Below are 25626 nucleotides of genomic sequence, written 5' to 3'. Positions count from 1 at the left end.
TGTTGTCTTCCGGGGCCGCGCGCACCGGAGCTGATGCAGGTTGAACCAGGCCAAGGACCGAGGCCCACGGACCTGGGCCACCAGCGCCAAGCGCCACATCAGCGACTTTGAGCAGTGGTCTCCCAGGAGATGAAGGCCCAACGCTTGGTGGGTGCAAGCCCGAGCCGATTCATAGGCGAATGCCCGTGCCACTCCGCAATCCTGCTGTGTTCGTTCATCTGCAGTCCACCGAACAACTGCTCAGCTTGGCGGATCAGGTCGTCGGCAGTCTGTGTCTGGTCCAATGCCGACACCGGCAGGTAATCGAGCCGGGGCTCCCGTCCCAAGTCCCAGAGCAGCTCCATCACATAGCGATGGTCCGGCATGGGAATCCATTGTCGGCCCAGCAGCGCCGCAAGCTCCAAGACGCCAGTACGCGGCTGCGTGGTACAGGTCACGTAGACGCGCTGTGCTGCGTGTGCGTCGAGTTTCATCAGCGCCCGTTCCAGCTCAGGGACCATCAGCGAACGCGAGGCGATGGCGATGTCGCAGACGGGCAGCGTGTTCCAGTCGTCCTCCCATGACAGATGGTGTGCTTCGATGTTGCGGACCTGTTGGGCGCAGATGGCGGCATGCAGGCCATCAAGCATGCCCTGGCTGTAGTCCAGGGCATGGACCTGCTTCACCTGCGCTGCGATTGGCAAGCTGAGCAGGCCGGGCCCGCAACCAACGTCCAGCACGCTATTCACGCCGCTCAGGTCGAGCCGCGCCAGGAATGCCGCGCTGTAGTCGTCGTGCCGACGCTTCCAGCTGGACTGCGCCGCACGCGCATCCCACGCGCCGGCGGGCTTGGCCTGGAAGCCGCAGGCCAGCAGGTGCTGGCGGTAGCGGGCCATGTGATCGATGGGGGCTGGAAGTGTGGTCATGACAGTGACTGCAGGTCGGGAAGGGCAATGGCTATGCGCGAGGCATCGACGTTGTAGAGCTGCGCCAACCGTTCGGGTGTGGCGACCTCGCGGGCGGGACCGAGCGCGTGCAGGCTTCCGTTGGCCATCAAGGCAATGCGGTCTGCCACCTGCAGTGCATGCTGCGGTTGGTGTGTGGACAGCAACACGCCGATACCGAGATCGGCGAGGCTCCGCACGGTATCGAGAATGCGTAGCTGGTTGCCGAAATCGAGGCTGGCGGTAGGTTCATCCATGATCAGGATCTGTGCACGTTGCGCGAGTGCGCGCGCTATCAACACCAACTGGCGTTCACCGCCACTGAGGGTGCTGACCACGCGCTGCGCCAATGCGACGATGCCGAGCTGATCCAGGCAGTCAAGGGCAATTGTTTCGTCCGCACGCGTGGGCGTGGCCAACAAACCAAGATGGGCCGCGCGGCCCATGGCAACGACTTCCAGCACCCGCCAGGCAAAGGCGAACGGCGCTGACTGAGGAACGTACGCCAGCTGTCGGGCACGCTGGTTGCGGCTGAGCAGATGCAGTGGCTGCCCCTGCAACGTTATCTCGCCTGAAATGGCGGGGAGCAGGCCAAGCAGCGTGCGGAACAGCGTGGTCTTTCCGCAGCCATTGGGACCCAACAGGCACAGCACTTCGCCGGCATGTAGGTGCAGGTCCGAAGGCTCGCCCAGGGGGTGCTGGCGATGGCCTACCGTCAGCCCGCGTGCCTGCAGGAGAACGTCGCCCATCCTCATGCCCGGCTCTCGCTGCGTGCCAGCACCAACAGGAAACACGGAACACCGACGAACGCAGTGAGAATGCCGAGTGGCAGTTCAATCGGGGCCAAGGTCCGCGCCAGTGTGTCGGCGGCGAGCAGGAAGCTGGCACCCAGCAGCAGGCTGGCCGGCAACAGTCGACGGAAATCGGCGCCTACCAGCAAGCGCGCGATGTGTGGCACCACCAGCCCGACCCAGCCGATGATACCGGCCAGTGACACAGCAGCCGCTGTGCATAGTGTTGCCGCGGCAATCAGCGTCCAGCGTAGCGGTGTGACCGCTACTCCCAATGCGCTGGCTTCCTCATCACCGAGGCTGAGCAGATTGATGCGCCAGCGCAGCAACAGCAGCGGTAACAACCCGACCAGCAGCAGCGGTGCGGTGACGCGCAGATCATCAAGGACAACGGCATTCAATCCGCCGAGCAGCCAGAACGTGATTGAAGGAAGCTGGGTGTAAGGGTCTGCAAGCAGCTTCAATAGCGAAATGCCGGCGCCCAACAGTGCCGACACCGCAACGCCGGCCAGCACCAGCACCAGTATCGGTTCATGCCGACGCACCAGCGCTGCCACCAGACAGACCAGACCGACCGCAGTCAACCCGCCGGCGAAGGCGAAGCCCTGCACCAGCAACAACGGCAGGCCGAGGAACAATGCCAGCGATGCACCAAGCCCGGCACCTGCTGATACACCAAGAATGTCGGGCGAGACCAGAGGATTGCGGAACATCGCCTGATAGGCGGCGCCGGCAGCAGACAGCACCGCGCCAATCAGTACTGCTGCGACAACACGCGGCAGACGGATGTTCCATAGCGCCGCATGCACAGCGGGCGGACTTGGCTCGCCAATGCCAAACAGTTGCCAGCCTATCGCCTGCACCACGCGTGTCGGCGATACAGGGAACTGGCCAACCGAGAATGCCAACAGGATCATTGCCGCCAGCAGTACCCAGCCGCCGGCATGCCACGCCCAGCGCGGCATCGGGCGCACCGTCATTGGCGACCATCCAGGCTGCGCGCGATGTCCGCTGGTAGCGGTTGACCCCAAAGCAGTTGATGCAGCGCGTTGATGCGCGTGCGCAGCGCTGCCGGTGCAAGCGCCAGCGATGCAGCGGGATGCAGCCGCGACAGCAGCCACGGCAAGCCTGGTAGGCGATTGACGCCGGGCGGGCCATCCAGCCAACCGAACGGTAGCGACGGTGCGCAGTGCAAGCGCCCTTCGCGCACCGCACGCAGGCTGCGCCAACGTGCGTCCTGTGCTGCGCTTGCGGCAAATGCGGCGTCCTGGGTAAGGATCACGTCCGGGTCCCAGGCCAGCAGTTGCTCCAGCGAGACACGTGCCAGCCCCCCTTTGCCGGCTGCGGCGGCAACATTGCGGCCGCCACAGAATTCGATGACTTCCGTGTTGATCGAACCGGCCAGGCCACTTTCCAGGCCATCGCTGCCGCGCCCGTAGTAGACAGTCGGACGCGAGGTTGCAGGGCGGGCGGCAAGCACCTCGCGCACCAACGCCAGCTGCGCTTCCGCTGCCTGCGCCAGCGCCTCGCCACGCGCGGCCACACCAAGCAGCTTGCCGACGTGGCGCAGCTGAGCAGGATGATCGGGCAAACGTCCTGCAACCAGCTCGACCGGAATCCCGGTCTGCTGCCACACACGCTCGGCGGAGTCACGGTAGCTTGCGTCGAAGTCGCCCGCATCCAGCACCAGATCCGGTTGCAGCTCGAGCAGGCGTTCCAGGCTGACGGTGCTGCCACGTCCTGCAAGTCGGCCGATCATCGGCAGGCCGCGTAATGAAGCCGGCAGCTGCGTCAGTGCACCTGGCGAGACCCGCATCGGCCAACCCAATAGCCGCTGTGGCGCGAGTGCCGCAATCAGCACCGCCGCGGGTGCCCCCGCGGCAAATATGCGCTGCGGCGTGCCTTTGGGTTCACCCAAGCGCAGTACGCGTTGCGCGGGCATCGCCAACAGCCTGCTCCCCGCGAACAGCAGCGGAGCCAGCGCAAACACCTGCAACAGCGCACGACGTTTCATATCGCCTCCTGATGGTGCAGGCGACAGCCATCCCACCACTGCTGCAATGCCTCGTTGGTGGCGGGAAGTTCAACCGCCATGCCACCGGTGAACTCGCGCCAGGCATCGAGATATGGCAGCTTCACGGCAATCAGCAGCGGAATGCCGGCCAGCATCAGCGCCAACAGTTCATCGGCCATACCACCGCCTTGCGACTCCAGCGTGCCGAAACGATTGGCAATCACCAGTGCTGCGGGTTCCTGCACAGCACGGCGCAGCACCACGCTGGCGTCGGCGATGCCACGGGGATCAAGATTGCATCCGCAAGAGGCGGCGCCCAGCGCCTGGCTGATGGGGTAGCGGGACTGCGGATCGGTTACGTCCATCAGCACCATGCGTTTGCCCGTGGCTGTTGGCGCATGGGGCAGGTGCACCAGCCCGCGGACCCGGTGCCCGGCTGCGAGCTGGCTGGCGGCGACCGCCGCCAGCAGCCCATCGGGTTCGCCGTTGCCATCGTGCACGATGGCGGCGATGCGTGCGGGCTGCGCGCTGCTCATGGTCAGTAGCTCCAGTTGGCATTGGCGAACCAGGTGCGGCCGGGCATCGGGTAACCGTCGGCCAGCTCGTACCACTTGTCACCGATGTTGCGCACGCCCAGGTCGAGCTCGACGTTGCCACGCGGCGACCAGCTTGCTTTCAGTCCGCCGATGCCGAAGCCGGGCAGGGCACGTACCGGGCGGGTGACGTCGGCATAGCTGACCTTGCGGCCTTGTTCGGCCTCCAGCGTGGCCTGCAGTCGCAGCTCAGGCAGCAACTGCCAGGCAACCGCCATGAACAAGCGTTGCCGCGGACTGTCGAGCAAGGCCACATCGCGGTTCTGTAGATTGGTACGGCGCAGCCAGGTGTAGCTGCCCTGCAGGTTCCAGTCCTCGCCAAGGCGTTGCTGCAGGCCAAACTCGACACCAACGTTGCGGGCGCGGCCAATGTTCTGCGCCTGGTTGCAGGTGCGGCCACCGCACTCAGGCGAGGCAACTACAGCAGTCTGGATCAGGTCATCAATGCGGCTGTGGAACGCCGCTGCCTGCAGCTGGCTACCCTGCCACCAGTTGCCGCGCAGGCCCAGTTCGAGATGGGTGGCGTGCTCCGGGGCAAGGTCCGGGTTGGGCAGGGCAGCTCCCATACGCGCCGAATAGCGGTCCTTGATGGTGGGGAAGCGCGTGCGACGGGCAGCGCTGGCATACCACTGCTGCTCCGGCGCCAACTGTTGCACATACTCAAGTACCGCATTGGTGGCGTCGGCGCTGCCGGTAGGCCAGTAATAGACGCGCTTGGCCTCACGACGGTCGTAGCCGATGCCGGCCCGCAGGTGTGCGGTATCGGTCAAGGCAATACGATCTTCAACCGCCACCGAGGTGGTGACATCGCGGAAGTCCTTGGTCGGCGAGTGCGGGTTGCGCTCGCTGTGCTGGTCTTCCTTGTAATGCAACGCAAGCTGCAGCTGTTGGCGCGGCAGGGCATCGGTCGCCAAGGTGACCGAGCCGCCAACTGTCTTGTCGTCGTAGATGCTGGGGAAACTGGCGTTGTCCAAGGCGGTTTGATAACTGCCGTCGGTATAGGCCTCCAGCCCGTTGCCATAGGTGTCGCGATACAGGCGAGTGCGCAGTGTCGTGTGCTGGCCGAGCTGGGTGTTGCCAATGAAGTACAGGCTGTCCTTGTCCCACCACGGCCAGCGCCAGTAGCGAATACCGCTGCGTGCGGTGCCTGTGTATACCGGGTTGCCCTTCTCGCCATCCTGGCGGGCGTAGCCGATGGCATATTCATCGCCCTCACGCGGCGTGTAGCCGAGCTTGAATGACAGCCGCCGGTCTTCCCGGTCAGCATTGCGGCGGTCATCGCCGGTGTCGGTCGGTACGCGTTTGTAATCGACGAAACCGTCTGGAAGCGGGAATTCATCCGCCTTGAGGATCGACCAGCCAAGCTGGTAGTACCAATCACCTTGGCGCCCGCCAAGATTGACCGCAGCCTTGCGCTCGCCGCCATCGGCGACGCCCAGCCGCAGGTCGGCTTCGAACGGGCGCTCCGGGCGCCGGCTGATCAAATTGATGGCACCGCCAAGGATATTGGGCCCGTAGAGCAGTGAAGCGGCGCCGCTGGCGACTTCGATCCGCGCCAGATCGAAGGTGGTGAAACGGCCGAAATCGACATAGCCGTCATAAGGGACGTAGAGCGGAACGCCATCGAGGAATACCGGCACCTGGCGGGGATCGAAGCCACGCAGATACACCATGTCCTCGTTGCGCGAATTGCGCGCCAGACTGACACCGGGCAGCACGCTGACTGCGTCACCAACAGTATTGCGATCCAGCTGCTGGATGCGATCGGCGTCCAAGGCGCGCTCAGCGACGGTGCTCGAGGTGCCGCGCTCGGCATGAACATCGACACTGCCCAAAGTGAAAACCGGCGGAGCGACCGCTGTGTCGGCAGCTGCGGCGAACAGGGGAAGCAGTAGGGCTGACAGCGGCAGAACGAAACGGCAGGTGCGCATTCTCGCAATCCTCGGGTTCGCTATATCCAAGATGATATAACGGTGCGGTGAGGTCAACTTGGTGACCGATGCGGGGATTCTCGGTGGCCAGCGCCGGGGCGTCCTTGATCGATATCAAGCCGGGTGGAGATGGCGTGCGGCTTACACTTGCCGCAGTTATCGCAGGCAGGGACCAGACAAGATGAACGAGACCGATGCCATGCTGGAGCTGCAAGGCAGCTTATGGCTTAACGTTGCCGGGCAAAGCCTGGGCGGTCGTGGCCGCTTCGCCTTGCTGGGGTTCATCGATGCCTGCGGTTCGATCAGCCAGGCCGCCAAGCGCATGGGCATGACCTACAAGAACGCCTGGGATGCAGTGGACGCGATGAACACGGCAGCCGGCGAACCCTTGGTGGCACGCAGCGTAGGCGGCCGCGGCGGCGGCGGCGCCCAGTTGACCGAGCGCGGTCGCCAGCTGGTGGCACGCTTCGAGCAGCTTGAACGCGCACACCGTGCCTTCCTGCAATCCCAGCAGCTTCCCGCCGGATTGGACGAGGACATGGCCTTGATACGGAGAATCGGCATGATCACGAGTGCGCGCAATCAACTCCACGGCAGGATCAGTGCCGTAGCCGCCGGTGCCGTGAACGACGAAGTGCAGGTTGAAGTAGCGCGGGGGCTGACGGTCGTGGCGACCATCACCCACGGCAGCATGGAATCGCTGGGGCTGGAGGTTGGCATGTCAGCCTACGCACTGATCAAGGCATCGTCGGTGCTATTGGCGCAGGGTCAAGGCACGCGGTGTTCGGCACGCAACCAGTTCAACGGCACGGTGGCGCGCATCACCGAAGGCGCAGTCAATGACGAAGTGGTGGTGGATATCGGCCACGGCTGTAGTGTTGTAGCAGTCATCACCCGGGCCGGGACAGCCGCGCTGGAGCTGGAGGAGGGCGGCCCGGCGGTGGTGCTGTTCAATGCATCCAGTGTGATCATTGGCGTATCGATGTGAAGCGGCGAGGCGCTCGCAGTAGGGAGCGGCCTGTTGCGGTGAACATCGATCGCGAATATGCCAACGCTGGCAGTTGTTGACCTGAGCATTCTCCGGCTCCGCAGTGACGAGCGGACCGGTCATACGACTACGCCAAGCTGATGTGCACCGGCACTGACTTGTAGGAAGGCGTGCCACTTGCCGGGTCGGTATAGCTCAGTGGGATAAGGCAGTTGCCCTCGGGGTAATACGTCGCCACGGAGCCACGGGAAATCTGGTAGCTCACTGCAATGACGTTTTCCAGAACCCTGTCGCCTTCGTTGTCCAGCGCCGTTCTTATGCGAATCCGATCGCCCTGTTGGATCCCGCGTTCGCTCATGTCTGCTTCGTTCATGAACACGACATCACGGCGACCGAAGACACCGCGGTAACGATCATCCAGGCTGTAGATCGTGGTGTTGTACTGATCGTGGCTGCGGATGGTGGCCAGCTTCAGCACCGCCTTGTCGACGGGTTTTGGGTCTTCAGCCAGTCCTGAAAAGCGAAGGAACTCTGCTTTGCCCGATGCAGTGCGCCAGATGCGCTCTGTAGGCGGCAGTGGCAGGCGGAAGCCGCCGGGAATCCGGATTCTCGCGTTGTAGTCCGAGAAATCGGGGAACACCGCTTCGATCGCTTCACGTATCAGGTCATAGTCAGCCACCATTTCCATCCACTGCACGCGACTGGACGGCAGTGTTGCGCTGGCGATGCCGGCAACGATTGCCGGCTCCGAACGCAGCTGTTCAGACGCTGGTTTCAGCTTGCCCCGCGATGCATGCACCATCGACATCGAGTCTTCCACGGTGACTGCCTGCGGCCCGGTGGCTTGAATGTCCAGCTCGGTACGACCGAGGCAGGGCAGGATGAAGGTGTTCTTGCAGACCAGCAGATGACTACGATTGAGCTTGGTCGCAACGTGCACCGACATCTCCAGGCTACGCATGCCTGCGAAACAGGCTTCGCCATCAGGGAGCGCGACTGCAAGATTTCCACCAAGGCAGATGAGTACGGTTGAGCGGCCATCAATAATGGCCTGCATGGCAGCAACGGCGTCGTGACCATGCGGACTTGGGGCGCGGAATCCGAATCGCTTTTCAATCCGATCGATCATCTCGGCGCTGGGTTTTTCGGTAATGCCGACACTGCGGTCGCCCTGGACGTTGGAGTGCCCGCGTAGTGGGCAGATGCCTGCACCGGGCTTGCCGAAGTTGCCACGCAGTAGCAGCAGGTTGGCAATCTGCTGGACGTTCCTGGTGCCCGTGCTGTGTTGGGTGATGCCCATGCCATAGGTGACGATGGTTGCGTTGGACTTGGCATAGGCTTGGGCGACCTTGCGCAGATCGTCCTCAGGCACCCCCGATTCCGAAACGATTCCCTCCCAGCTTACAGCGCGCAGGTCTTCGGCCAAGGCGTCGAACCCATTGGTATGTTCGTCTATGAACTGATGGTCAAGAATGCCGGCAGCTCTACCTTGGTCGGCCTCCATCTCCAGCAGGGCCTTCATGATGCCTTTCAGAGCTGCGGCGTCGCCGCCTATGCGCGGCTGCAGGTAGGAAGAGGCGATCTCCGTTGCCCCAAGTGTTGCCATCTCCAGCGCATCCTGCGGATCAGCGAAGCGCTCCAGGGCGCGTTCCCGCAGCGGATTGAGCACGATGATGGGAGCGCCCCGGCGTGCGACTTCGTGCAGCGTTCCCATCATGCGGGGGTGATTGGTTCCTGGATTGTGCCCGATGGAAATGATCAGCTCGCAGGCGTCGAAATCATCCAGCGAGACGGTTCCCTTGCCGATGCCTATGGACGACGGCAGACCAACGCTGGTGGCCTCGTGGCACATATTGGAGCAGTCGGGGAAATTGTTCGTTCCGTATTCACGGGCGAAGATCTGGTAGAGGAATGCCGCCTCGTTGGAGGCGCGCCCGGAGGTATAGAACTCAACCATGTTCGGGTCTGGCTGGTCGCGCAGAACCTGCCCGATCCGGCTGAGTACCTCATCCCATTCCACGGCCTCATAGATGTCCTTCTCCGGGTTGTAGGCCAAGGGATTGGTCAGGCGGCCTTGATCCTCCAACTGGAAATCCGTCATTTTCAGAAGCGAAGAAACGGTATTGGAGGCAAAGAACTCCGGAGTAACCCGCTTCTTGGTAGCCTCCCAGGTCACGGCCTTTGCGCCGTTCTCGCAGAACTGGAAGGTCGAGGTGTGCTGGCGATCGGGCCAAGCACAGCCAGGGCAATCGAAGCCTTCCGGCTTGTTGGTCCGGAACAGCGTGATCGCAGCTTCCGGGGCGGCCATCTGTTCACTGATCGCTTTTGCCGTTGCCCGCAGCGCCCCCCAGCCACCTGCAGGAGCATCGTATTTGCGGATGCCTGGGATGTCCTTCTCGGTCATGTTGATGCCTCACTCTCGTAGGGGTACATCAATGAAGGGTAGGCGCAGTCTGAATCCGGGGCGCGGCAAGGAGGATCCGTCTCCGTTGGCAGCGATGTGGCTATGAAACGTTTGCTTTTCCACAGAACGCAGTCGAGGTGAAGTGGTCATCAGGCGGACCTCACAAACGGTGCCACCTGAATTTCATCCCGGGCAACGCGGTGGTTCCAGATTGAGCTACAACACTGGGCGTTCGGATGTTGGTTTCATGTGATTTCCAAACGGGGTTTTCTGCCATTGTTCTACCCGCTGCTTCTCGGGCTTCACCATCCCCTATTCAAATCCAAGCAATCGCTCTGGATGCGTGTACACGTTGAATCGATCAGGCCGGGCGAAGCCGATCAGGCAGATACCGGCTGCGTTGGCCAGGTCGATGGCAAGCGCCGTCGGTGCGGAAACGGCAGCAACAACGGCCATGCCAGCGTGCGCCGCCTTGCTCACCATTTCATAGCTGGCGCGGCTCGATAGGAGGACCAGACCTGCTTCGGTCGATATGGACGCACGACGCAGGCCGCCGACCAGCTTGTCCAGCGCGTTGTGACGTCCTACATCCTCTCGAACGTGGGTGATTCGACCGTCCGGTTCCACCCACGCAGCGGCGTGGATGGAACCGGTAGCTAGGTTCATCGGCTGCATCTTGGGAAGGGATGACAGCGCCAATCGCAATGAAGCCACAGGAAATGTCGAGTGTCTCTCAATCGCTGGTGTCACGCGCATGACGTCCTCCAGCAGTCGTGCACCACACAAACCACACCCGCTGCGCCCGGGTAGCGCCCGGCTCGAGCTGGCGGACAGGGAAGCCGCAGTTGCCGTGCTGGTCACCCGAATGTGAATCTCGACACCTTCGATGCATGGGCTTACTTCGACACCGATCAACTCAGAGGTATCCGCAACGAGGCCCTCAGTCAGAGAGAAGCCCAGTGCCAGATCTTCCAAGTCTGAGGGTGTCGCCATCAGTACGGAAAAGGGTACATCGTTGTAGCGCATCGCAACCGGGACTTCCTCGGCGATGCTGTCGACCAACTGACTCCGCTCAGCCTTGGACCAGCGGATCGTTCGCCGGGCGGCGACCCCAGGCAGCGCTTCATCAATAGAAGTTGGATCGACTCTGGGCATGCGGGCGGTGACCTGGCGGCTTGGCTGAGCGATGTGGAGTTCTGGAGCACGCTTCTTGGGTCGAAGAATAGCTCAACCATGTGATGGTAAAATCAGGGCGCTGCCGAAAAACGATAATCCTGTTCGGCCCGGCCCGGCCCGGCCCGAATCGGCCTTGTTGCCTGCGAGGCACTGGCCAAGGAAATCTTGGAGTGGCTGGCAGCCTGGAGTTCCAGCTTGGGCGATGGTCGCAGTGATCCCAGCCGACAGTTCACCCAGGCGCACCCGCTTCACAGCTCGTCATCAATGCAGCGTTGGGGAGAACACAGATCATCATGCTGACTGGAACAAGCTTCACAATCGCTGTTTGTCTTATTGCTTGTGCCGGGCTGGTCTTCAGCGAGTACCGCGGCTGGAAGATGGGCAAGGCCATACTGAAAATGGTCGCCAGTACGGCATTCCTGGCTTTGGCGCTTCAACTCAACGCGACAGCGTCAGCCTATGGGCAATTGATCCTGATGGCACTTGGACTCAGTTGGGTGGGGGACGCACTCCTTTTGTCTCAGAAGAGCCGCCTGTTCCTGCTTGGTCTGGCCAGCTTCCTGCTTGCTCATTTGATTTTTGCCGTCGCTTTTTCGTCCCTGCCTACCAATGCTACGGCGTTGGTCGCGGGGCTCGTTCTCATGAGCTGTCTCGGGATTGCGGTTCTCGCATGGCTTTGGAGCCATTTGAAGGCTATCTATCGCGTCGCCGTTACGGCATACGTGACGGCCATTGTTGCGATGTGCGCCTTCGCGATTTCCGCAAGCGCAGCTTCCGGAATGTGGATGCTTGCGCTTGGTGCGCTGATGTTTGCGATATCGGACGTCGCCGTTGCTCGCAATCGTTTCGTGGCACCGGGAGCCGGCAATAAACTCTGGGGCTTGCCGCTCTACTACGGGGCACAGATCATCCTCGCCTTGTCGGTTGGCTGGATGCATGCAGGTGCCAGCTGACAGTCCCTTCAGTTCCCATCCACTACTCGAGGCGGCAGATCTGTCTTGTCCCGGGTGCTTGGCCTCGGATTGGAAAGGTCGGGTTTTAGCGTTGTGATTGACAACTGAATCCCCCTACAAGACAAGGCAGGAGGAAAAAATGCTCTCATTCAAACGAGTTGCAACAAGTGTTTTTCACCCGAGACGGACAGCTTTTCCATTGGCGTTGGTGGTCACGTTGACGCTTGTCGGGTGCGACAGAGCAAGCGTGAAATGGTCCGAAGAAGTGCGGCTCGCTGATGGTCAGGTCATCGTTGCTGCACGGACTGCGCAAGGTAAGACGTACTCGGAGCTTGGTGGGACGGGTGGCTGGAGAGATCCGGTCGAAATGTCGATCTCGATCAGCAAAGCCCCAGATGGTTTCACGTTTCCACCCGAATGGCGTGATAACTACGTGCCGGTTCTTCTCGATCACAACACAGAAACTAAAACATGGTCGATCGTGGCGACGTTCTACTACTGCGAGACTTGGTATGCGCTGGATAGGCCGATACCACCCTATATCGAATACCAGTCGGTAGACGGCACCGCTTGGCGGCGCGTACCAATTGAAGAGAGGCTTATTGGCCGGGAGACGAATCTGCTGACAGGTCCCAGCACGAAGGGTGAGCCGAGTCTTGTGACGATAGGATTGAAAGAGCAGAGCCAGCGCAGTGCAGGGCGAAAGTACAGACACATCCTGCGAACGTGGGGGTTTGAAGAAGGCAATAATTGCGCGCCCCAACAAGCCAAGGAATCGAATGTGGTGCCCTGAGCTGCATTGCATGGCGTACGCAGATGGCCGGGATACGCCGGCTGATCGCGGCATGGATACCAGTTCTTTGCTGCAAGGCACCCGTCGACAAGCGACAATCCAATGGAACGCCCAACCCTGAGCAAGCTCGCATGGGACTTCTGACCTTCAGCCTGAACATCACCCTCGACGGTTGCGTCGACCACCAGGAGGGCATCGCCGACGGCGAAACCCACGCTTTCTTCAGTCGCCTGATGGACGATGCTGGGGCGATGCTTTGGGGGCGCGTGACCTACGAGATGATGGAGGCCTATTGGCCGGCGGTCGCTCGCGGAGACCAAAAGGCCACATCAGCGATGCGTGACTGGGCGATCAAGCTGGAGACCAAGCCGAAGTACGTGGTGTCGTCCACGCGAACGGACTTCCCGTGGACCGATAGCCACCACATCGTCGGCGACTTGCGCACGAACGTGCAGAGACTCAAGGATGCGACCCCGGCCGGCGTGCTTCTCGGTAGCGGCATGCTCGCTACCGAGCTGGACCGACTCGATCTGATCGACGAGTACAAGTTCCTCGTCCACCCTAGGATCGCCGGGCATGGACCAACTCTGTACCAGCGCGGCTTGAACAATACGCGACGGCTGGAGTTGGTCTCATCGACGCCGCTGCACAACGGCGTAGTTGTCATGCACTACCGGCGTGCGTGCGGTTCATAACCAGCTGCAGCGGAAGATAGCGTTTCTACGGTCCAATCGACATTTCGACTAGACCTCGACACCTGCCTCTGACGGCTATCGAATTCATAACCCGGGCGCGCTGCATGCTCACCCGGGCCACAAAAATCAGGCCAACAGTTCGCGACGAACGATCTCGGCACCTGCACTGAGTGCATGCAACTTGCCTCTGGCCACATGACGGGGCAGCGGTGCCATGCCGCAGTTGGTGGACGGATAGAGCTTGTCTGCATCTACGAACTGCAGTGCCTTGCGCAGGGTATTGGCTACATCCTCGGCGGTCTCGATGACGTCGCTGGCCACATCGATGGCACCTACCATCACCTTCTTGCCACGTACCAATTCGATAAGATCAATGGGCACATGCGAGTTCTGGCATTCCAGCGAGATGATGTCGATGTTGGACTGCTGCAGTTTCGGGAAGGACTCTTCGTACTGGCGCCACTCCGAGCCCAGGGTCTTCTTCCAGTCGGTATTGGCCTTGATGCCGTAGCCATAGCAGATGTGCACGGCAGTCTCGCATTTGAGCCCCTCAATCGCCCGCTCAAGGGCGGCAACACCCCAATCATTCACTTCATCGAAGAAGACATTGAAGGCGGGTTCGTCGAACTGGATGATGTCGACGCCGGCTGCCTCCAGTTCCTTGGCTTCCTGATTGAGGATCCTGGCGAACTCCCAGGCAAGCTTCTCGCGACTCTTGTAGTGATCATCGTAGAGCGTATCGATCATCGTCATCGGGCCGGGCAAGGCCCATTTGATCGGCTGCTTGGTCTGCTGGCGCAGGAACTTGGCGTCCTCGACGAAGACCGGCTTCTGCCGACTGACGGCGCCGACGACGGTTGGCACACTGGCATCGTAGCGGTTGCGGATTCTCACTGTCTCGCGCTTCTCGAAATCAACGCCGTCGAGGTGCTCGAGGAAGGTGGTGACGAAGTGCTGGCGGGTCTGCTCACCATCACTGACGATGTCGATACCTGCCTGTAACTGTTCGTGCAGGGAAAGACGCAGCGCATCCTGCTTGCCTTCAAGCAGTTCCTCGTCCTGAAGCTTCCACGGTGACCAGAGTTTCTCGGGTTGAGCAAGCCAAACGGGTTTTGGCAGACTGCCAGCGGTTGAGGTGGGCAACAATTTCTTCATGGCGGTTTGTTTCGTGTTCCTTGGAGTGATCAGAGCGCGCAGGCGGCGGCCCACTGTTCCAGTGTTTGCCGGTGAGGCTTGATGAAGTTCTCTTCGGTGAAGCGCCCCTGTTTGATTGCCAACTGACTGCGTTCCTCACGGTCATAGACAATCTTTGTCAGGGAGTAGTCCTGGTGCTTCAGGCTGGGCTGATAGACACTTCCCGCCGCAGAGTTGGCGTTGTAGATCTCGGGCCGATAGATCTTCTGGAAGGTCTCCATCGTACTGATGGTGCCGATCAATTCCAGGTCTGTGTAGTCGCCCAGCAGGTCGCCGAAGAAGTAGAACGCCAACGGCGCAACACTGTCCGGAGGCATGAAGAAGCGGACCTGCATTCCCATCTTCGCGAAGTACTGATCGGTTGAGGACAGCTCGTTCTGCAGGTATTCCACGCCCAGTGCGGGGTGCTGGTTTGCAGTGCGGTGGTAGATCTTGCTGCTCGACGCACTGATGCAGATCACCGGCGACTTGGTGAAATTCTCTTTGTAGACGGGCGAGTTCACGAAGTGCTTGAACAGCTTCCCGTGCAGGTCGCCAAAGTCATCCGGTGCGGCAAAAGCGGTCCGGTTGCTGTTGTAGTCCGGCAACAACACGCTGAAATCGTAGTCACGCACATAGGAAGAGAAGTTGTTCCCTACGATTCCTTCAATGCGCGCCTTGGTCTGGCGGTCAACGATGGTTGTCTTCAGTATCTCGATCAGCGGGAATGCATCTGTCTGGCCTACACCGGATACATCCATCTCGGCTGAGATGATTTCCAGCTCGACGGCGTAGCGGTCGCCCATCGGATTGTCCCAATCGGCAAGGCTGTTGAATCGGTTGTCGATCATCTTCAGCGTATTGCGCAGGTTTTCCTGGCGGCTGCTGCCCCTGGCCAGATTGGCGAAGTTGGTTGTCAGCCGCGTACTGTCCAATGGCTGGTAGTTTTCATCGAAGCAAATTCGCTTGATGCTGAATTCAAAGTTGTCTTTCATGGCAGTGCGCTACCGTAGGTTCTGCGGATAGGGGCCAGCACAGCGTCATGCTGATTCGGCGGGGGAGTTCGCTTTCAGGCAGCGACGATGGTTCTGGGCGGGTTTGTTGCCGCGCGGCGGGTCAGCTCAAGCACCGGCAACGCCCGTTCGACTGCGAGCTTGGCGCGTTGGATCAGATCGTCGTTCTCCAGTACCTGACCGGCGAAGTCCCTGTCGGTGGCGTAAACGCCCAGAGGCAGTGTGCGTGCCTGGAAGAAGCTGAAAAGTGGCCGCAACTGGTGGTCGATCATCAGCGCATGGCGCTCACTGCCGCCGGTTGCGGCCAATAGAACAGGCGTGTCGATCAGCGCATCCTGGTCAACAAAATCGAAGAAATGTTTGAACAGCCCCGTGTACGAGCCGCGGTAGACCGGCGTGGCCACCACCAGAACATCAGCCTGCTCGACTGCCGACAGACCGAGCTCCACCGTATCGGGCAGCTGACTGCGCCTGACTGTACCGGCAAGGTGCGGGGCGAGTTGGCCCAGCTCGACGAGCTGGGTTTCGCAGTGGACCTCGGCAGCAATCAGGTTCGACAGATGCTCGACCAGAGCTGCGGCCTTGGAGGGGCGCTGCAGGCCGCCGGAAACCGCGACGACGCGAAGTGGGGGAGGGTGTGTCATTTCTGCCTTCATGGGGGGCTGGATCGTCGCCAGCTGAATGGAGCGGCTGGTGAGGTTCGATCCTAGTTGCGGTTTTCCATGAGGTAAAATGGTTTAATTTCACCATTCCATGAAGAAAATTCATTCATATGCTTGAGCGCATCCATCTGAGCATCGTCCAGCAGGTCGAAAAGCAGGGCTCGTTGACGGCCGCAGCGGGCGTGTTGAACCTGACCCAGTCAGCCCTGAGCCACAGCATCCGCAAGCTCGAACAGCAGCTGGGCACCGACATCTGGTTGCGCGAAGGTCGAAGCCTGCGGCTTACCCAATCCGGGCAGTACCTGTTGGCGGTGGCCAACCGGGTGTTGCCGCAACTGGACCTGGCCGAGGAACGCCTGGGCCAGTTCGCGCAGGGCGAGCGCGGCGAGCTGCGCATCGGCATGGAATGCCATCCCTGCTACCAATGGCTGCTCAAGGTGGTGTCGCCTTATCTGGCTGCATGGCCGGACGTGGACGTGGATGTCCGGCAGAAGTTCCAGTTCGGCGGAATCGGGGCGCTGTTTGGCTACGAGATCGACTTGCTGGTCACGCCTGATCCTTTGTTCAAGCCGGGCCTGAAGTTCGAGCCCGTGTTCGACTACGAGCAGGTGCTGGTGGTAGCCAAGGACCATCCACTGGCTTCCGTTGCGTACGTGAAGCCGCAGCAGCTGACCCGCGAGGTGCTGATCAGTTATCCGGTGGATATCGAGCGCCTGGATATCTACAGCCAGTTCCTGTTGCCTGCGGGCATCACCCCCAGACGGCACAAAGCCATCGAAACCACCGACATCATGGTGCAGATGGTGGCCAGTGGTCGCGGCGTGGCCGCATTGCCACGCTGGTTGGTGGAAGAGTATGCAACCAGGATGGACGTGGTGCCGGTACGGCTGGGTGCACGCGGCATCGCCAAGCAGATCTTCCTCGGCGCGCGTGAAACGGACACCAGCATCGATTACGTGCGGGCTTTCATCGAACTGGCTCGGCACTCAACCGCTGTGGCTGCTTCGACTACTGGGCAGGGGCCTGCAGATAAGCCGCTTCGTTGAATCCCGATTACCCCTATCCGATCTTCCGCCCCTTGCCTCATACGTTCAATCAGAGAGAGTGAGGCAGGGCGCTCACTTGAAATGCATCCCAGTAAGACCCTTGAATCATCGCGATATGTCAATGTCCAAGCAAATCATCATCGCTGACTATTCGTTGGAAGTGAGTGGCAAAGCCATTCCAGCGCTGACTGCAGCAGCTGCCCGGATAGCTCCCGGCTCAACCGTTTTCATTCCCTACCTAGCGAGTGAAGACAATGGCGCACGCCTGGTTGCTGCGGCGGCAACTCGTGGATTGGGCTTTGAACCCATGTTGCATATCCCGGCGCGGCGAATTGCCTCACTCGGCGAGCTGGAGTCCTTAATCACTCGTGCCGTATATGAAGCAGGCGTCGAGCGTTGCTTCGTGATTGCCGGGGATTCGCCCAGCCCCAAGGGGCCATTTTCGGATAGTGCGTCATTGATTGAAACGGGCGTGCTCGAACGTTCAGGCATCAAACTCGTTGGCGTGGCGGGGCATCCTGAAGGCCACCCGACAATGAAAGAAAGCGAGCGCTGGGAGATGCTTGAACGCAAGTGCCGCAGCATCGAAAGCCGAGGCATGGCGCCGATGATCGTCACCCAGTTCGGGTTTGATGCCGATATCGTATTGACGTGGCTTTCGACACTGCGCGAGCGCGGCATCGAGTACCCGGTGCGTGTGGGCGTGCCCGGTCCAGCAGGCGTTGCGGTACTAGCGCGCTACGCGGCGATGTGTGGTGTCAATGCGAGCGCATCGATCTGGTCCAAGTACGGCATCTCAATCGGCAAGCTGATTGGCACAGCGGGGCCGGATCGTTTTGTCGATCGCCTGGTCAGCGGCCTGACGGAAGCACATGGAGCGGTGGGCCTGCATATCTTCCCATTCGGCGGCATAGCACAGTCCGTGGAATGGGTGGAGCAATACCGCGCTCGTATCTAGTTCGGGTGCACGCGACCAGACTGCCGCCGGATAAAGACTGCTGCGATCAAACAGCCGGAGAACCCGGCTATGATCCATTCAAAGTGCAGCCAGTGAAGGCGAGGGAGGGCAGGTGCAGGAGCTTGTACTCAAGTTGGCAGGAAGCTTTGGACACAGGACGGCTGGCGAAATTATTGTCGTCTTGGCCTTGCTGCTATTTTTGGCTTTTAAAGGTCTTTACTCGCTCAATGGTGACCGAGCCAAAGCACGGCAAGAGTTCCTGCAGCTTTGGGACTTCGAACGCGCAAAGCGCGATCCACTCTGGTGTGAGGTATTGATTCGTCACTACTGCCGCGAGTTCCTGCCGGCGCGGATTGTCATCAACTTAGCTTCGAACTCCCAGGCCGCGGATACCCTGTGGGCCCTGAGCTTCTCAGCGGGATTCTTTCAGCTTGACGATGGGTTTGTTCGATGGAGGAACAGGCGCCACGAAAAGGCGCTATCCGCGATGTTCAACATCATGGCGGCATTTGGGATGTATTTCCTATTGGCACCAGCCGCGATGCTGATACTTTGGTTGAGCTATCGAGGCTTTGGTACGCTCTCAGGTGCTGTGCTGGTGGTAATGGTATTGCTTGGATTGCTGCTTGGAGGTACCGCCATCAAGTCCTTGGACTATGGTTTCGAGCTCGCAAGCGCGCGCAAGAATTTCTTCAAGATCCAGAGCATGCAACCTTCATTGGTTCCAGAACCAGTCGAGGAACTGAAGGCTGTAGTCGGAAACAAGCTAGCCAAGATGCGAGGGAAGCGTAGGGCGACGCAGCGGTCAGTACCGAAGGCGACGAAAACACGGTAGGCCTGTATAGCTACCAATCTGCGCAGCGGCACGAAGCTCTTGGCCTGCTTGGAGTCTTTCGCAAAAGATGTGGTTTCTTTTGTTCATGTGGCATCTTCCTGATGAACTCGCGGCAAAGGCCGATGCGTTTGACTCCATCGAGCGTTTGCACAACCGTCGGATGCGGCGGAGGATCGCTAGACGCGACTTGAGTTTCTCGACCCTGTCACAACCGTCCGTGATTTCAAGGTAAAACCCCTGGCGCCACTATCGGGAAAAAAATGGCTGCTCCAAGCCTCACAACACTGCTGCTGGGCAGAAACCGGCAGTCACACACCTCGAAGAAGGAAGAGAACGCCATGTGGAAACCCTGCATGTACGTCCTGGCCTGCGGCCTGATGGTCTGGGCCTGCGACATGGCTGTCGCTTCGCCCGCCCCCGAGTTGCCGCTGCCCAACGAGGCCGAATATACCGCGGCGGTCAACGCCTGGCTGGAGCAACAGAATGCGGAGAGAGCCGCCGATCAGCTGAGGTGGCAACGGACAGTGGCAGGTGTCTCGTCAGCTTTGGTTCTGGGCTTTTTGGCCTTGGTCTGGCACACCTGGCGCCTGCGTAAACCCCTGGCCTTCCGCATCAGCCGCTTGCTGCTGTGGACACCCAGCTTTTTGTTGGCAGGCGCATGGTTCCTTTCGCCCCTCCTGTTGGCCGCGACAGCTCTGGCGCCGGTGATATTGAGCATATGGTGGAAGCGGGTTCTGTCGTGGTGGGAACTAGGCGTGGGTACGGTTCTATGTCTAGCGATGCTGGCCGGGGTATGGGCGGTGTTCAGCGTGCTGGGAGGTTTGGGGGCCGGGTTATGAAGTCGTATCGGGGTGTCGTCGCAGATTGGCTGTCAGCATGCGAAGCCGCTGGAGGCGTAAAAGCGTAGTGCTTGCAATGTGGTTTGCGGGTTGAATGAGTCGATCATCCCGGCACCTTTGCTCAAGTTGTGCTTTCGAGGGGTTGCAGAGGTTGCGACAGCGCGGGTTAGAGAAGGCTATCGGGGGTAGGGAAGGGCCCGTTCTGTCTCGGTGCCTTTTTCCAGGCCTCTACAGGTGCAGGCGCATGTCATCAGGCGGAGCGGGCATGGCCCCGCTCCCGGAGGGCTTGCTTAGGTTCTGCAGGGGGCAAAGGCATCGAAGGCAGGCTGGTAGACCTGGCTCTGGACGTCGAAAAGCCCCAGCATCGAGTGGTAGACGTTGTCATGGCTGTATGCGTTGCGCCAAGCGTTCCCACGCACGCAAGCATGGTCCAGAGCTGCGTTCTGCAGGAACTGCGGCGAGAACCACATGATCATCGGTACATGGGTTTGCTCGCGGGGTGCGATCGCATATGGCGTGCCATGCAGGTACATGCCTCGCTCGCCCAATGACTCCCCGTGGTCGGACACGTAGACCAGCGCCACGTCACGCTCACCGGAATAGTGCTGCAGCAGCGCCAGGGTCCGACCGAGCATCTCGTCCGTCTGCAGCAACGTATTGTCGTAGGTGTTCACAAGCTCTTCCTTGCTGCACCTGTGAATCTGGTTGCTGTCGCAGGTCGGGGTGAAGACCCGATTGTGCTGCGGATAGCGTTCGAAGTAGGTCGGCCCGTGGCTACCGAGCTGATGCAGCACCACCAGAGCGTCTCCTTGCATGGCGTCGATCTGTGTCCGGAGGCCATGGAGCAGCACGCTGTCATGGCAGGTTCCATCCTTGTTCGGGCAATCGTCGGCAATCTTCATGCGCGGCATGTCCTCGATGACGATGCGCTCACATACACCCTTGCAACCACCGTTGTTGTTGTTGCGCCACAGGATCTGGATGCCTGTGCGTTGCAGGATGTCGAGCAGGTTCTCCTCGGACATGGCACGTGCGGCATCGTAGTCCGCACGGCCCATGCGCGAGAACATGCAGGGAACGGAGATGGCCGTGGCTGTCCCGCAAGACGAGACATTCCTGAAACTGATGATGTCCGGGTACCGGGACAACGAGGGATTGGTCGGGCGTGCATAGCCATTGAGCTGGAAGTTTTTTGCCCGCGCGGTCTCGCCGACCACGAAAACGACCAGCTTTGGCCGGGCGGCGGGCGAACGCGGGGGACGAACGGCATCTTCGCCTACGCGTTGCAGCGGCTGCCGCTTTGCATCGTGGTGGCTGGTCAGGTAGCCATGCGCATGGCGCACAACATTCAACGGAAGGACCAGATCCCGGATATGGCGATTGTTGCGGAACAGGGACGCATAGTCCTTGTAGAATCCAAGCGAAATGGTGGCAAGCACGATCACGGAAAGGACGATGTTCCCGGTCCACCAAAGTGCGGTCCGCGCCACGCTGGCGCTCCTGGCCCTGCACAGGCCGATCATTGTCGCGGGTAATATGCCCAGCCCGATGATTGTCAGCAGCAACGAAATCGAAAAGTAGGATGCCAGTTCTGCCTGGTTCGTCTCGAAGAAGTTCTGAACCATGCTGCGGTCGATCAGTACGTTATAGTGCAGCATGAAGTAGCTGCAGCTGGCACTGATGATGATCAACAGCGCCAGCAACGGCTTGCGCAGGTAGGGAAGGATCAGTATCGGCGCCAACAGAAGGTTGAAGGCGAAGAAAAGAAAGACCGGAACGCTCAGGAAGAAGAAAAAGCTATGCGGGTCATGGATCTCAATCGTGACCGCGAGCGTTTTCCAAAGGGCAGGGTTGCCGATACTGGCGAAGAAGAGTGCGGCTATCCAGCCAAGTTGGACGGGATGTAAGCGCAGGGATGTCAGACGATGAAGCACGCACGGTTCCAATGAATAGAAAGTCCGCGCAGTCTCAGAAAGTCGTTGTCAGGAAGTTGTCAGCCGATACCGCCGTGACGCGTTTGCTTGTCATCGAGGACAATCCGGAGCTGGTGGCAAATCTGTACGCCTTCTTCGAGCCCCTTGGGTACGTGCTGGACGATGCGCGCGATGGCGCGACTGGCTTGAGAATGGCAACGCAGAATGACTATGACGCCATCCTGCTGGACCTCATGCTGCCGCGGTTGGACGGCATGGCGTTGTGCCGCAGGCTACGCCAGGAATTCCAGGACCCCGTACCAGTCCTGATGCTCACAGCCAGGGACCCGGTGGACGACCGGATACAGGGGCTGGAGATGGGCGCTGACGACTATCTGATCAAACCGTTCTCGCTCAAGGAGCTTGATGCACGCATCAAGGCCTTGGTACGACGTGCACAGGGCAAGCAGGTGCAGGGTTCTTTGACCTGGGCTGACTTGCAGGTCGACAGCCGGGTGCCCATGGCGATGCGGGAGGGGCGCGTCGTCACCCTGACGCCGAGCATGCACAAGCTGTTGCTGTGCCTGATACGGGCAGCACCGGCTGTCGTCAGGAAGCAGGAGATGGAGTACCTGCTCTGGGGTGATGATCCGCCCGACAGCGGTGCGCTGCGCACACATATCCATGAACTTCGCCAGTGCATCGACAAGTCATTCTCGAGCGCGCTTATTGAAACCGTGCACGGGGTCGGTTGGCGTCTGCAGGCCCCAGCGGACGTGGCACAGTAAAGATGGGCGGGCTGAAGATGATCATGGGCTCCTTTGTCCGCAGGATTACGCTCAAAACGCGCATCACCATCACATTCGTGCTTCTGATGGTGGGGGTGATGGGGGTGGTGATCGCTGCCGAGCAGTTGGACTACGACGATCTGCGGGCGTACGTGATTTCCAAAGGGTTGCAAGAGCAGGCGCAACAGTTGGAGAAGGGCCTGGCCAAGGGGAGTCAGCCGAGCTTGCGCGAAGGCAGTCGGTTGTATGACTCTACGTCGGTCCCGGTTGGGTTACGTCGTTTTGGGCCGGGCTACCACAGCGTCGAGGAAGCCGATGCCTGGCATATGCTCGTGTTCGATCTGGACGGCGAGCGCTACTACCTGCTGCAGGATGCGCAGATGTATGCGTACCTGGAGCACGTGATCGATGGGTATGCAGCAGTTGTCATACTTTTCTGCATCTTCTGCGGGTTCTGGATTGGCCGCGTAACTGCCGCGCGCGTAATCTCCCCGATCACCCGGCTGGCAGAGGCGGTTCAGAGCAAGCAAATGCCATTTCCGTTCCAGGACGCACGCGACGAGATCGGGGTACTGGCCCGTGCCTTCGCACAGCACAGCGACGAAGCCGAGCATTTCCTCCAGCGTGAGCGGTGCTTTGTCGGTGATGCGAGCCATGAACTCCGCACGCCCTTGGCGATCATTGCCGGTGCCGCGGAGACGATCGAGCAACAGCTCCCCGCGCATAGCCATCTGGTCGCGAGTAGCCAGCGGATCCTGCGTACCACGCAGGAGATGCAGCGTCAGCTGACCTGCCTGCTGCTGCTCTCGCGCGATCCGCAGAGCCTTGCCCGCACGGAGGTCTCGCTGTTGTCGTTGATAGAGGAGTGCATGGCGCGTTGTGAGCCTTGGCTGGGGGACAAACCGGTAGGACTGGCGTTCGAAGTGGTCATGGAAACCAGGCTGCATACCAACGCCGAGCTTGCCCGCAGCGTCATCTGGAACCTGATGCGCAACGCCTGCCAGTACACGGATCAAGGCGAGGTGCGCATTGTCCTGGATAGGACGCGCCTCACCATTTCCGACACCGGACCCGGCCTCCCCCCAAGCATCGATCCGCGTCAGTTTCAGCGCTTCGTTCCGGGCACGCCCCAAAGTGGGGAAGGCCTTGGCTTATCGATCGTGCAGCGCATCGTCGAGCACCTGGGCTGGCAGATGACGGTGGAAAGCTCGGATACAGGCTGTTGCTTCACGCTCGATATGTGCGGCTCGACCTAAGCGGCGAAGGTATTGTGCCGGAGGTATTCAGTTCGGCTTCCGTGCAACTCAAAGGAGAGCCATCCAGGGAAACTGACCCGATAGCGACAGCTCCTGTAGTCGACGCTCCCCAGCCGGTTCATGGCGGCCACTCGGAACGAACGCAAATTCGCGCCCCGGAGGGCCCTTGGACATCCCTGCACTTGGGTTGAAGGTCTGACAGAGTCCTGACACTGAGCGCCGCACACTGTGCCCTCGTCAGTGGAAAGGAGAAGGTCCTGTGGAGTCCTCGGGGTCTGCGAAAGAAGGCAAGTTCGATCATGGGAGATCGGGAGTCAGGCGAATCATTTACACAGCTCTCTACTCGCGGGATGGGTTTGTCGCTGCCTTCAGGAGTGAGGCGGCTTTCCGCCAGCTTCTAGTCCTGCATGGAGCATTGGTTCTCGTTGCATGCGTACTGGACGTCAATGCCACCGAGCGGGCGATCCTGCTGGCGGTGTGCCTTATCAGCTTGCTGGTGGAGCTCCTGAACTCAGCCATAGAAGCTGTCGTCGACCGCATTTCGCTGGAGATTCATCCACTCTCAAAACGTGCAAAAGATATGGGTAGCGCAGCGCAGGCGATTGCCTTGCTTATGGTTTCTGGGGTTTGGGTTGTGGTTCTGTTTGATTGATGGGCATTGAACGGTGAGCGCCATCCAGAACATTCGTTGGCGTTTTCTGATGCGCGTGGAAAAACCACATCAAGTCCTGCGTTTGGTGAGCAGCGGGTTGTTGCATTTCATGGCAGGGGATTGATTGGGCTTGCGCGAATGCCGGCACGGCCGATAAAGTTTCATATGAAGTGGTTGCGTTCCGCTCCAACTATGGAACTGGCCCCCGGGCGATCGCAGATCAAGCCAAGTACGAAGGTGCTTTGCAGACGACATACTCCGTAAACTTTGATGCGGCCGCGACCGCCAACGCAGGCCAAACACTCCACGCTTGTGTCGTGATTCATCGTGGGAGACCTGTGGTGAGTTCCACCTCGCCACGCCCAGAAGAGTACTGATATGCGAAGATTTTGCTGCTGCGCAATCATTATTGGAATGGCGACCAGTTGCCGGACAACACCCGAAGTTCCCTTGGGAGTTTCGGGTGAGGGCGTGAACTACATAGAAATATCGCGCATCATGGGAATCGTTCATGTCAAAACCCATATGTATCTCCCTGGGCGCGAAGGACACAGTGCGCAAGGATCGAAGTACAGGTGCTTGGATCATCATGGCAAAGACATCACTCTGATTGCCCATGCTCCTTTGCGAATACCCATTCAATCCTATTGCGGGGCGGTGGCCGATGCCCTGTCATATGTCTCGTTGATGTACCCGGATAGGCCTGCTTCAATCGAGTTGCACCTCGTCCCGCATGGAATTGGACTCCGTTCCACCCGAAGTTCGTGGCGCATATCAACGCCGAGGCTCAGTCTTGTGGCGCCGGAGTTCATGGAAGAACACAGAACACTGGCGAACATCATTGATCTTGTCGCGCACGAGACGTTTCACCTCGCGGGCGCGTTGTCAGGCGACAAACTTGCAGAATCTGAGTCCGCCGCCTATATGACGGGGCTGTGTGCGCAGCTTGCCACGTTGGGAAGTATCAGTGCTGCGAATCTTCCTGGTACACAGTTGCTGGCCAAAGATGAAGCGATAGCTGAATCGTCACCTGCCGCCAGGGAAATTCGCGACATTGTTGCCCCCATGATGGATGGTGATCGAATCGAGTTGAAATCCAGCGAAGGTGGCCGCCTTATGGAGATCTGCCAATCAAAAGTGACGAAGCATCGTGAATGACGGCATTCCCACACTTCCGTTCGGGTTCGAATCTCGACTTTTGCATCATCGAAATCACGGCGCTGTAGAAAA

The 25626-nt window shown here is 60.1% G+C and carries 24 protein-coding genes; 12 read left to right on the top strand and 12 right to left on the bottom strand.

The annotated features are described in order from the left end of the window. Nucleotides 1-98: 98 nt before the first annotated feature. The 6 genes from ACVOLZ_RS07860 to ACVOLZ_RS07835 are packed head-to-tail and all read right to left on the bottom strand — an operon-like array spanning nt 99 to nt 6252. Nucleotides 99-905: a class I SAM-dependent methyltransferase gene (locus tag ACVOLZ_RS07860; protein WP_481515694.1), complete on the bottom strand. Its 807-nt coding sequence runs from the start codon at nt 903-905 to the stop codon at nt 99-101. Then, nucleotides 902-1672 (bottom strand): ABC transporter ATP-binding protein, encoded by a 771-nt coding sequence (locus ACVOLZ_RS07855; protein WP_481515693.1) that lies wholly within the window; start codon nt 1670-1672, stop codon nt 902-904. The genes ACVOLZ_RS07860 and ACVOLZ_RS07855 overlap by 4 nt, the downstream gene beginning before the upstream one ends. Before the next feature lie 2 nt (nt 1673-1674). Then, entirely contained in the window at nt 1675-2694 is a 1020-nt protein-coding gene (locus ACVOLZ_RS07850) for a FecCD family ABC transporter permease (RefSeq protein ID WP_481515692.1), read from the bottom strand. Then, entirely contained in the window at nt 2691-3728 is a 1038-nt protein-coding gene (locus ACVOLZ_RS07845; RefSeq protein WP_481515691.1) for an ABC transporter substrate-binding protein, read from the bottom strand. The genes ACVOLZ_RS07850 and ACVOLZ_RS07845 overlap by 4 nt, the downstream gene beginning before the upstream one ends. Beyond that, nucleotides 3725-4264: a DUF2478 domain-containing protein gene (locus ACVOLZ_RS07840; RefSeq protein WP_481515690.1), complete on the bottom strand. Its 540-nt coding sequence runs from the start codon at nt 4262-4264 to the stop codon at nt 3725-3727. The genes ACVOLZ_RS07845 and ACVOLZ_RS07840 overlap by 4 nt, the downstream gene beginning before the upstream one ends. A 2-nt stretch (nt 4265-4266) precedes the next feature. After that, nucleotides 4267-6252 carry a TonB-dependent receptor plug domain-containing protein gene (locus tag ACVOLZ_RS07835; RefSeq protein ID WP_481515689.1) on the bottom strand — a complete coding sequence of 662 codons (1986 nt, stop codon included), beginning with the start codon at nt 6250-6252 and terminating at the stop codon, nt 4267-4269. Between the two features lie 181 nt (nt 6253-6433). Here ACVOLZ_RS07835 and ACVOLZ_RS07830 point away from each other — a divergent pair, with 181 nt between their 5' ends. Next, nucleotides 6434-7240 (top strand): TOBE domain-containing protein, encoded by an 807-nt coding sequence (locus tag ACVOLZ_RS07830; protein ID WP_481515688.1) that lies wholly within the window; start codon nt 6434-6436, stop codon nt 7238-7240. Between the two features lie 127 nt (nt 7241-7367). Here ACVOLZ_RS07830 and ACVOLZ_RS07825 read toward each other — a convergent pair whose 3' ends face one another. Continuing rightward, nucleotides 7368-9644 carry an FdhF/YdeP family oxidoreductase gene (locus tag ACVOLZ_RS07825; protein WP_481515687.1) on the bottom strand — a complete coding sequence of 759 codons (2277 nt, stop codon included), beginning with the start codon at nt 9642-9644 and terminating at the stop codon, nt 7368-7370. Nucleotides 9645-9956: 312 nt separating this feature from the next. Further along, nucleotides 9957-10799, bottom strand: coding sequence for a formate dehydrogenase accessory sulfurtransferase FdhD (gene fdhD / locus ACVOLZ_RS07820; RefSeq protein WP_481515686.1), 843 nt, complete (start codon nt 10797-10799; stop codon nt 9957-9959). Nucleotides 10800-11113: 314 nt separating this feature from the next. On the opposite strand from fdhD, the gene ACVOLZ_RS07815 reads away from it, so the two are divergent. The 3 genes from ACVOLZ_RS07815 to ACVOLZ_RS07805 all read left to right on the top strand — a co-directional run bounded on the left by ACVOLZ_RS07815 (nt 11114) and on the right by ACVOLZ_RS07805 (nt 13261). Further along, a complete protein-coding gene (locus tag ACVOLZ_RS07815) occupies nt 11114-11773 on the top strand; it encodes a lysoplasmalogenase (RefSeq protein WP_481515685.1) in 660 nt (219 codons plus the stop codon). A gap of 247 nt (nt 11774-12020) precedes the next feature. Then, entirely contained in the window at nt 12021-12566 is a 546-nt protein-coding gene (locus ACVOLZ_RS07810; protein WP_481515684.1) for a hypothetical protein, read from the top strand. 131 nt (nt 12567-12697) lie between these two features. Continuing rightward, nucleotides 12698-13261: a dihydrofolate reductase family protein gene (locus ACVOLZ_RS07805; protein ID WP_481515683.1), complete on the top strand. Its 564-nt coding sequence runs from the start codon at nt 12698-12700 to the stop codon at nt 13259-13261. A gap of 126 nt (nt 13262-13387) precedes the next feature. Here ACVOLZ_RS07805 and ACVOLZ_RS07800 read toward each other — a convergent pair whose 3' ends face one another. The 3 genes from ACVOLZ_RS07800 to msuE all read right to left on the bottom strand — a co-directional run bounded on the left by ACVOLZ_RS07800 (nt 13388) and on the right by msuE (nt 16091). Next, entirely contained in the window at nt 13388-14416 is a 1029-nt protein-coding gene (locus ACVOLZ_RS07800; RefSeq protein ID WP_481515682.1) for a methionine synthase, read from the bottom strand. 29 nt (nt 14417-14445) lie between these two features. Then, a complete protein-coding gene (locus ACVOLZ_RS07795) occupies nt 14446-15429 on the bottom strand; it encodes a DUF1852 domain-containing protein (protein ID WP_481515681.1) in 984 nt (327 codons plus the stop codon). Nucleotides 15430-15503: 74 nt separating this feature from the next. Continuing rightward, on the bottom strand, nt 15504-16091 hold the full coding sequence (msuE, locus tag ACVOLZ_RS07790) for an FMN reductase (protein ID WP_481515680.1): 588 nt from the start codon (nt 16089-16091) through the stop codon (nt 15504-15506). 128 nt (nt 16092-16219) lie between these two features. Here msuE and ACVOLZ_RS07785 point away from each other — a divergent pair, with 128 nt between their 5' ends. The 4 genes from ACVOLZ_RS07785 (at nt 16220) to ACVOLZ_RS07770 (ending at nt 19787) form a co-directional block, all read left to right on the top strand. Beyond that, nucleotides 16220-17155, top strand: coding sequence for a LysR family transcriptional regulator (locus ACVOLZ_RS07785; RefSeq protein WP_481515679.1), 936 nt, complete (start codon nt 16220-16222; stop codon nt 17153-17155). A 115-nt stretch (nt 17156-17270) separates the two neighbouring features. Further along, nucleotides 17271-18113, top strand: coding sequence for a methylenetetrahydrofolate reductase (locus ACVOLZ_RS07780; protein WP_481515678.1), 843 nt, complete (start codon nt 17271-17273; stop codon nt 18111-18113). Nucleotides 18114-18225: 112 nt separating this feature from the next. After that, entirely contained in the window at nt 18226-18948 is a 723-nt protein-coding gene (locus tag ACVOLZ_RS07775) for a hypothetical protein (protein ID WP_481515677.1), read from the top strand. Between the two features lie 353 nt (nt 18949-19301). Further along, a complete protein-coding gene (locus ACVOLZ_RS07770) occupies nt 19302-19787 on the top strand; it encodes a hypothetical protein (RefSeq protein WP_481515676.1) in 486 nt (161 codons plus the stop codon). Between the two features lie 290 nt (nt 19788-20077). Here ACVOLZ_RS07770 and ACVOLZ_RS07765 read toward each other — a convergent pair whose 3' ends face one another. Further along, nucleotides 20078-21721, bottom strand: a complete 1644-nt coding sequence (locus tag ACVOLZ_RS07765) for a phosphoethanolamine transferase (protein WP_481515675.1) — start codon at nt 21719-21721, stop codon at nt 20078-20080. A 74-nt stretch (nt 21722-21795) separates the two neighbouring features. Between ACVOLZ_RS07765 and ACVOLZ_RS07760 the strand changes: the two genes are divergently transcribed. The 4 genes from ACVOLZ_RS07760 (at nt 21796) to ACVOLZ_RS07745 (ending at nt 25554) form a co-directional block, all read left to right on the top strand. Beyond that, nucleotides 21796-22488, top strand: a complete 693-nt coding sequence (locus ACVOLZ_RS07760; protein ID WP_481515723.1) for a response regulator transcription factor — start codon at nt 21796-21798, stop codon at nt 22486-22488. Nucleotides 22489-22505: 17 nt separating this feature from the next. Then, nucleotides 22506-23744 carry a sensor histidine kinase gene (locus tag ACVOLZ_RS07755; protein ID WP_481515722.1) on the top strand — a complete coding sequence of 413 codons (1239 nt, stop codon included), beginning with the start codon at nt 22506-22508 and terminating at the stop codon, nt 23742-23744. Between the two features lie 259 nt (nt 23745-24003). Next, nucleotides 24004-24396 (top strand): diacylglycerol kinase, encoded by a 393-nt coding sequence (locus ACVOLZ_RS07750; protein WP_481515674.1) that lies wholly within the window; start codon nt 24004-24006, stop codon nt 24394-24396. 471 nt (nt 24397-24867) lie between these two features. Beyond that, a complete protein-coding gene (locus ACVOLZ_RS07745) occupies nt 24868-25554 on the top strand; it encodes a hypothetical protein (protein ID WP_481515673.1) in 687 nt (228 codons plus the stop codon). The last annotated feature ends 72 nt before the right edge of the window (nt 25555-25626 follow it).

The organism is Stenotrophomonas sp. STEN020 (assembly GCF_056760195.1).
The sequence above is the reverse complement of the archived record's forward strand: the minus strand, read 5'-3'. Positions and strand labels throughout refer to the sequence as shown.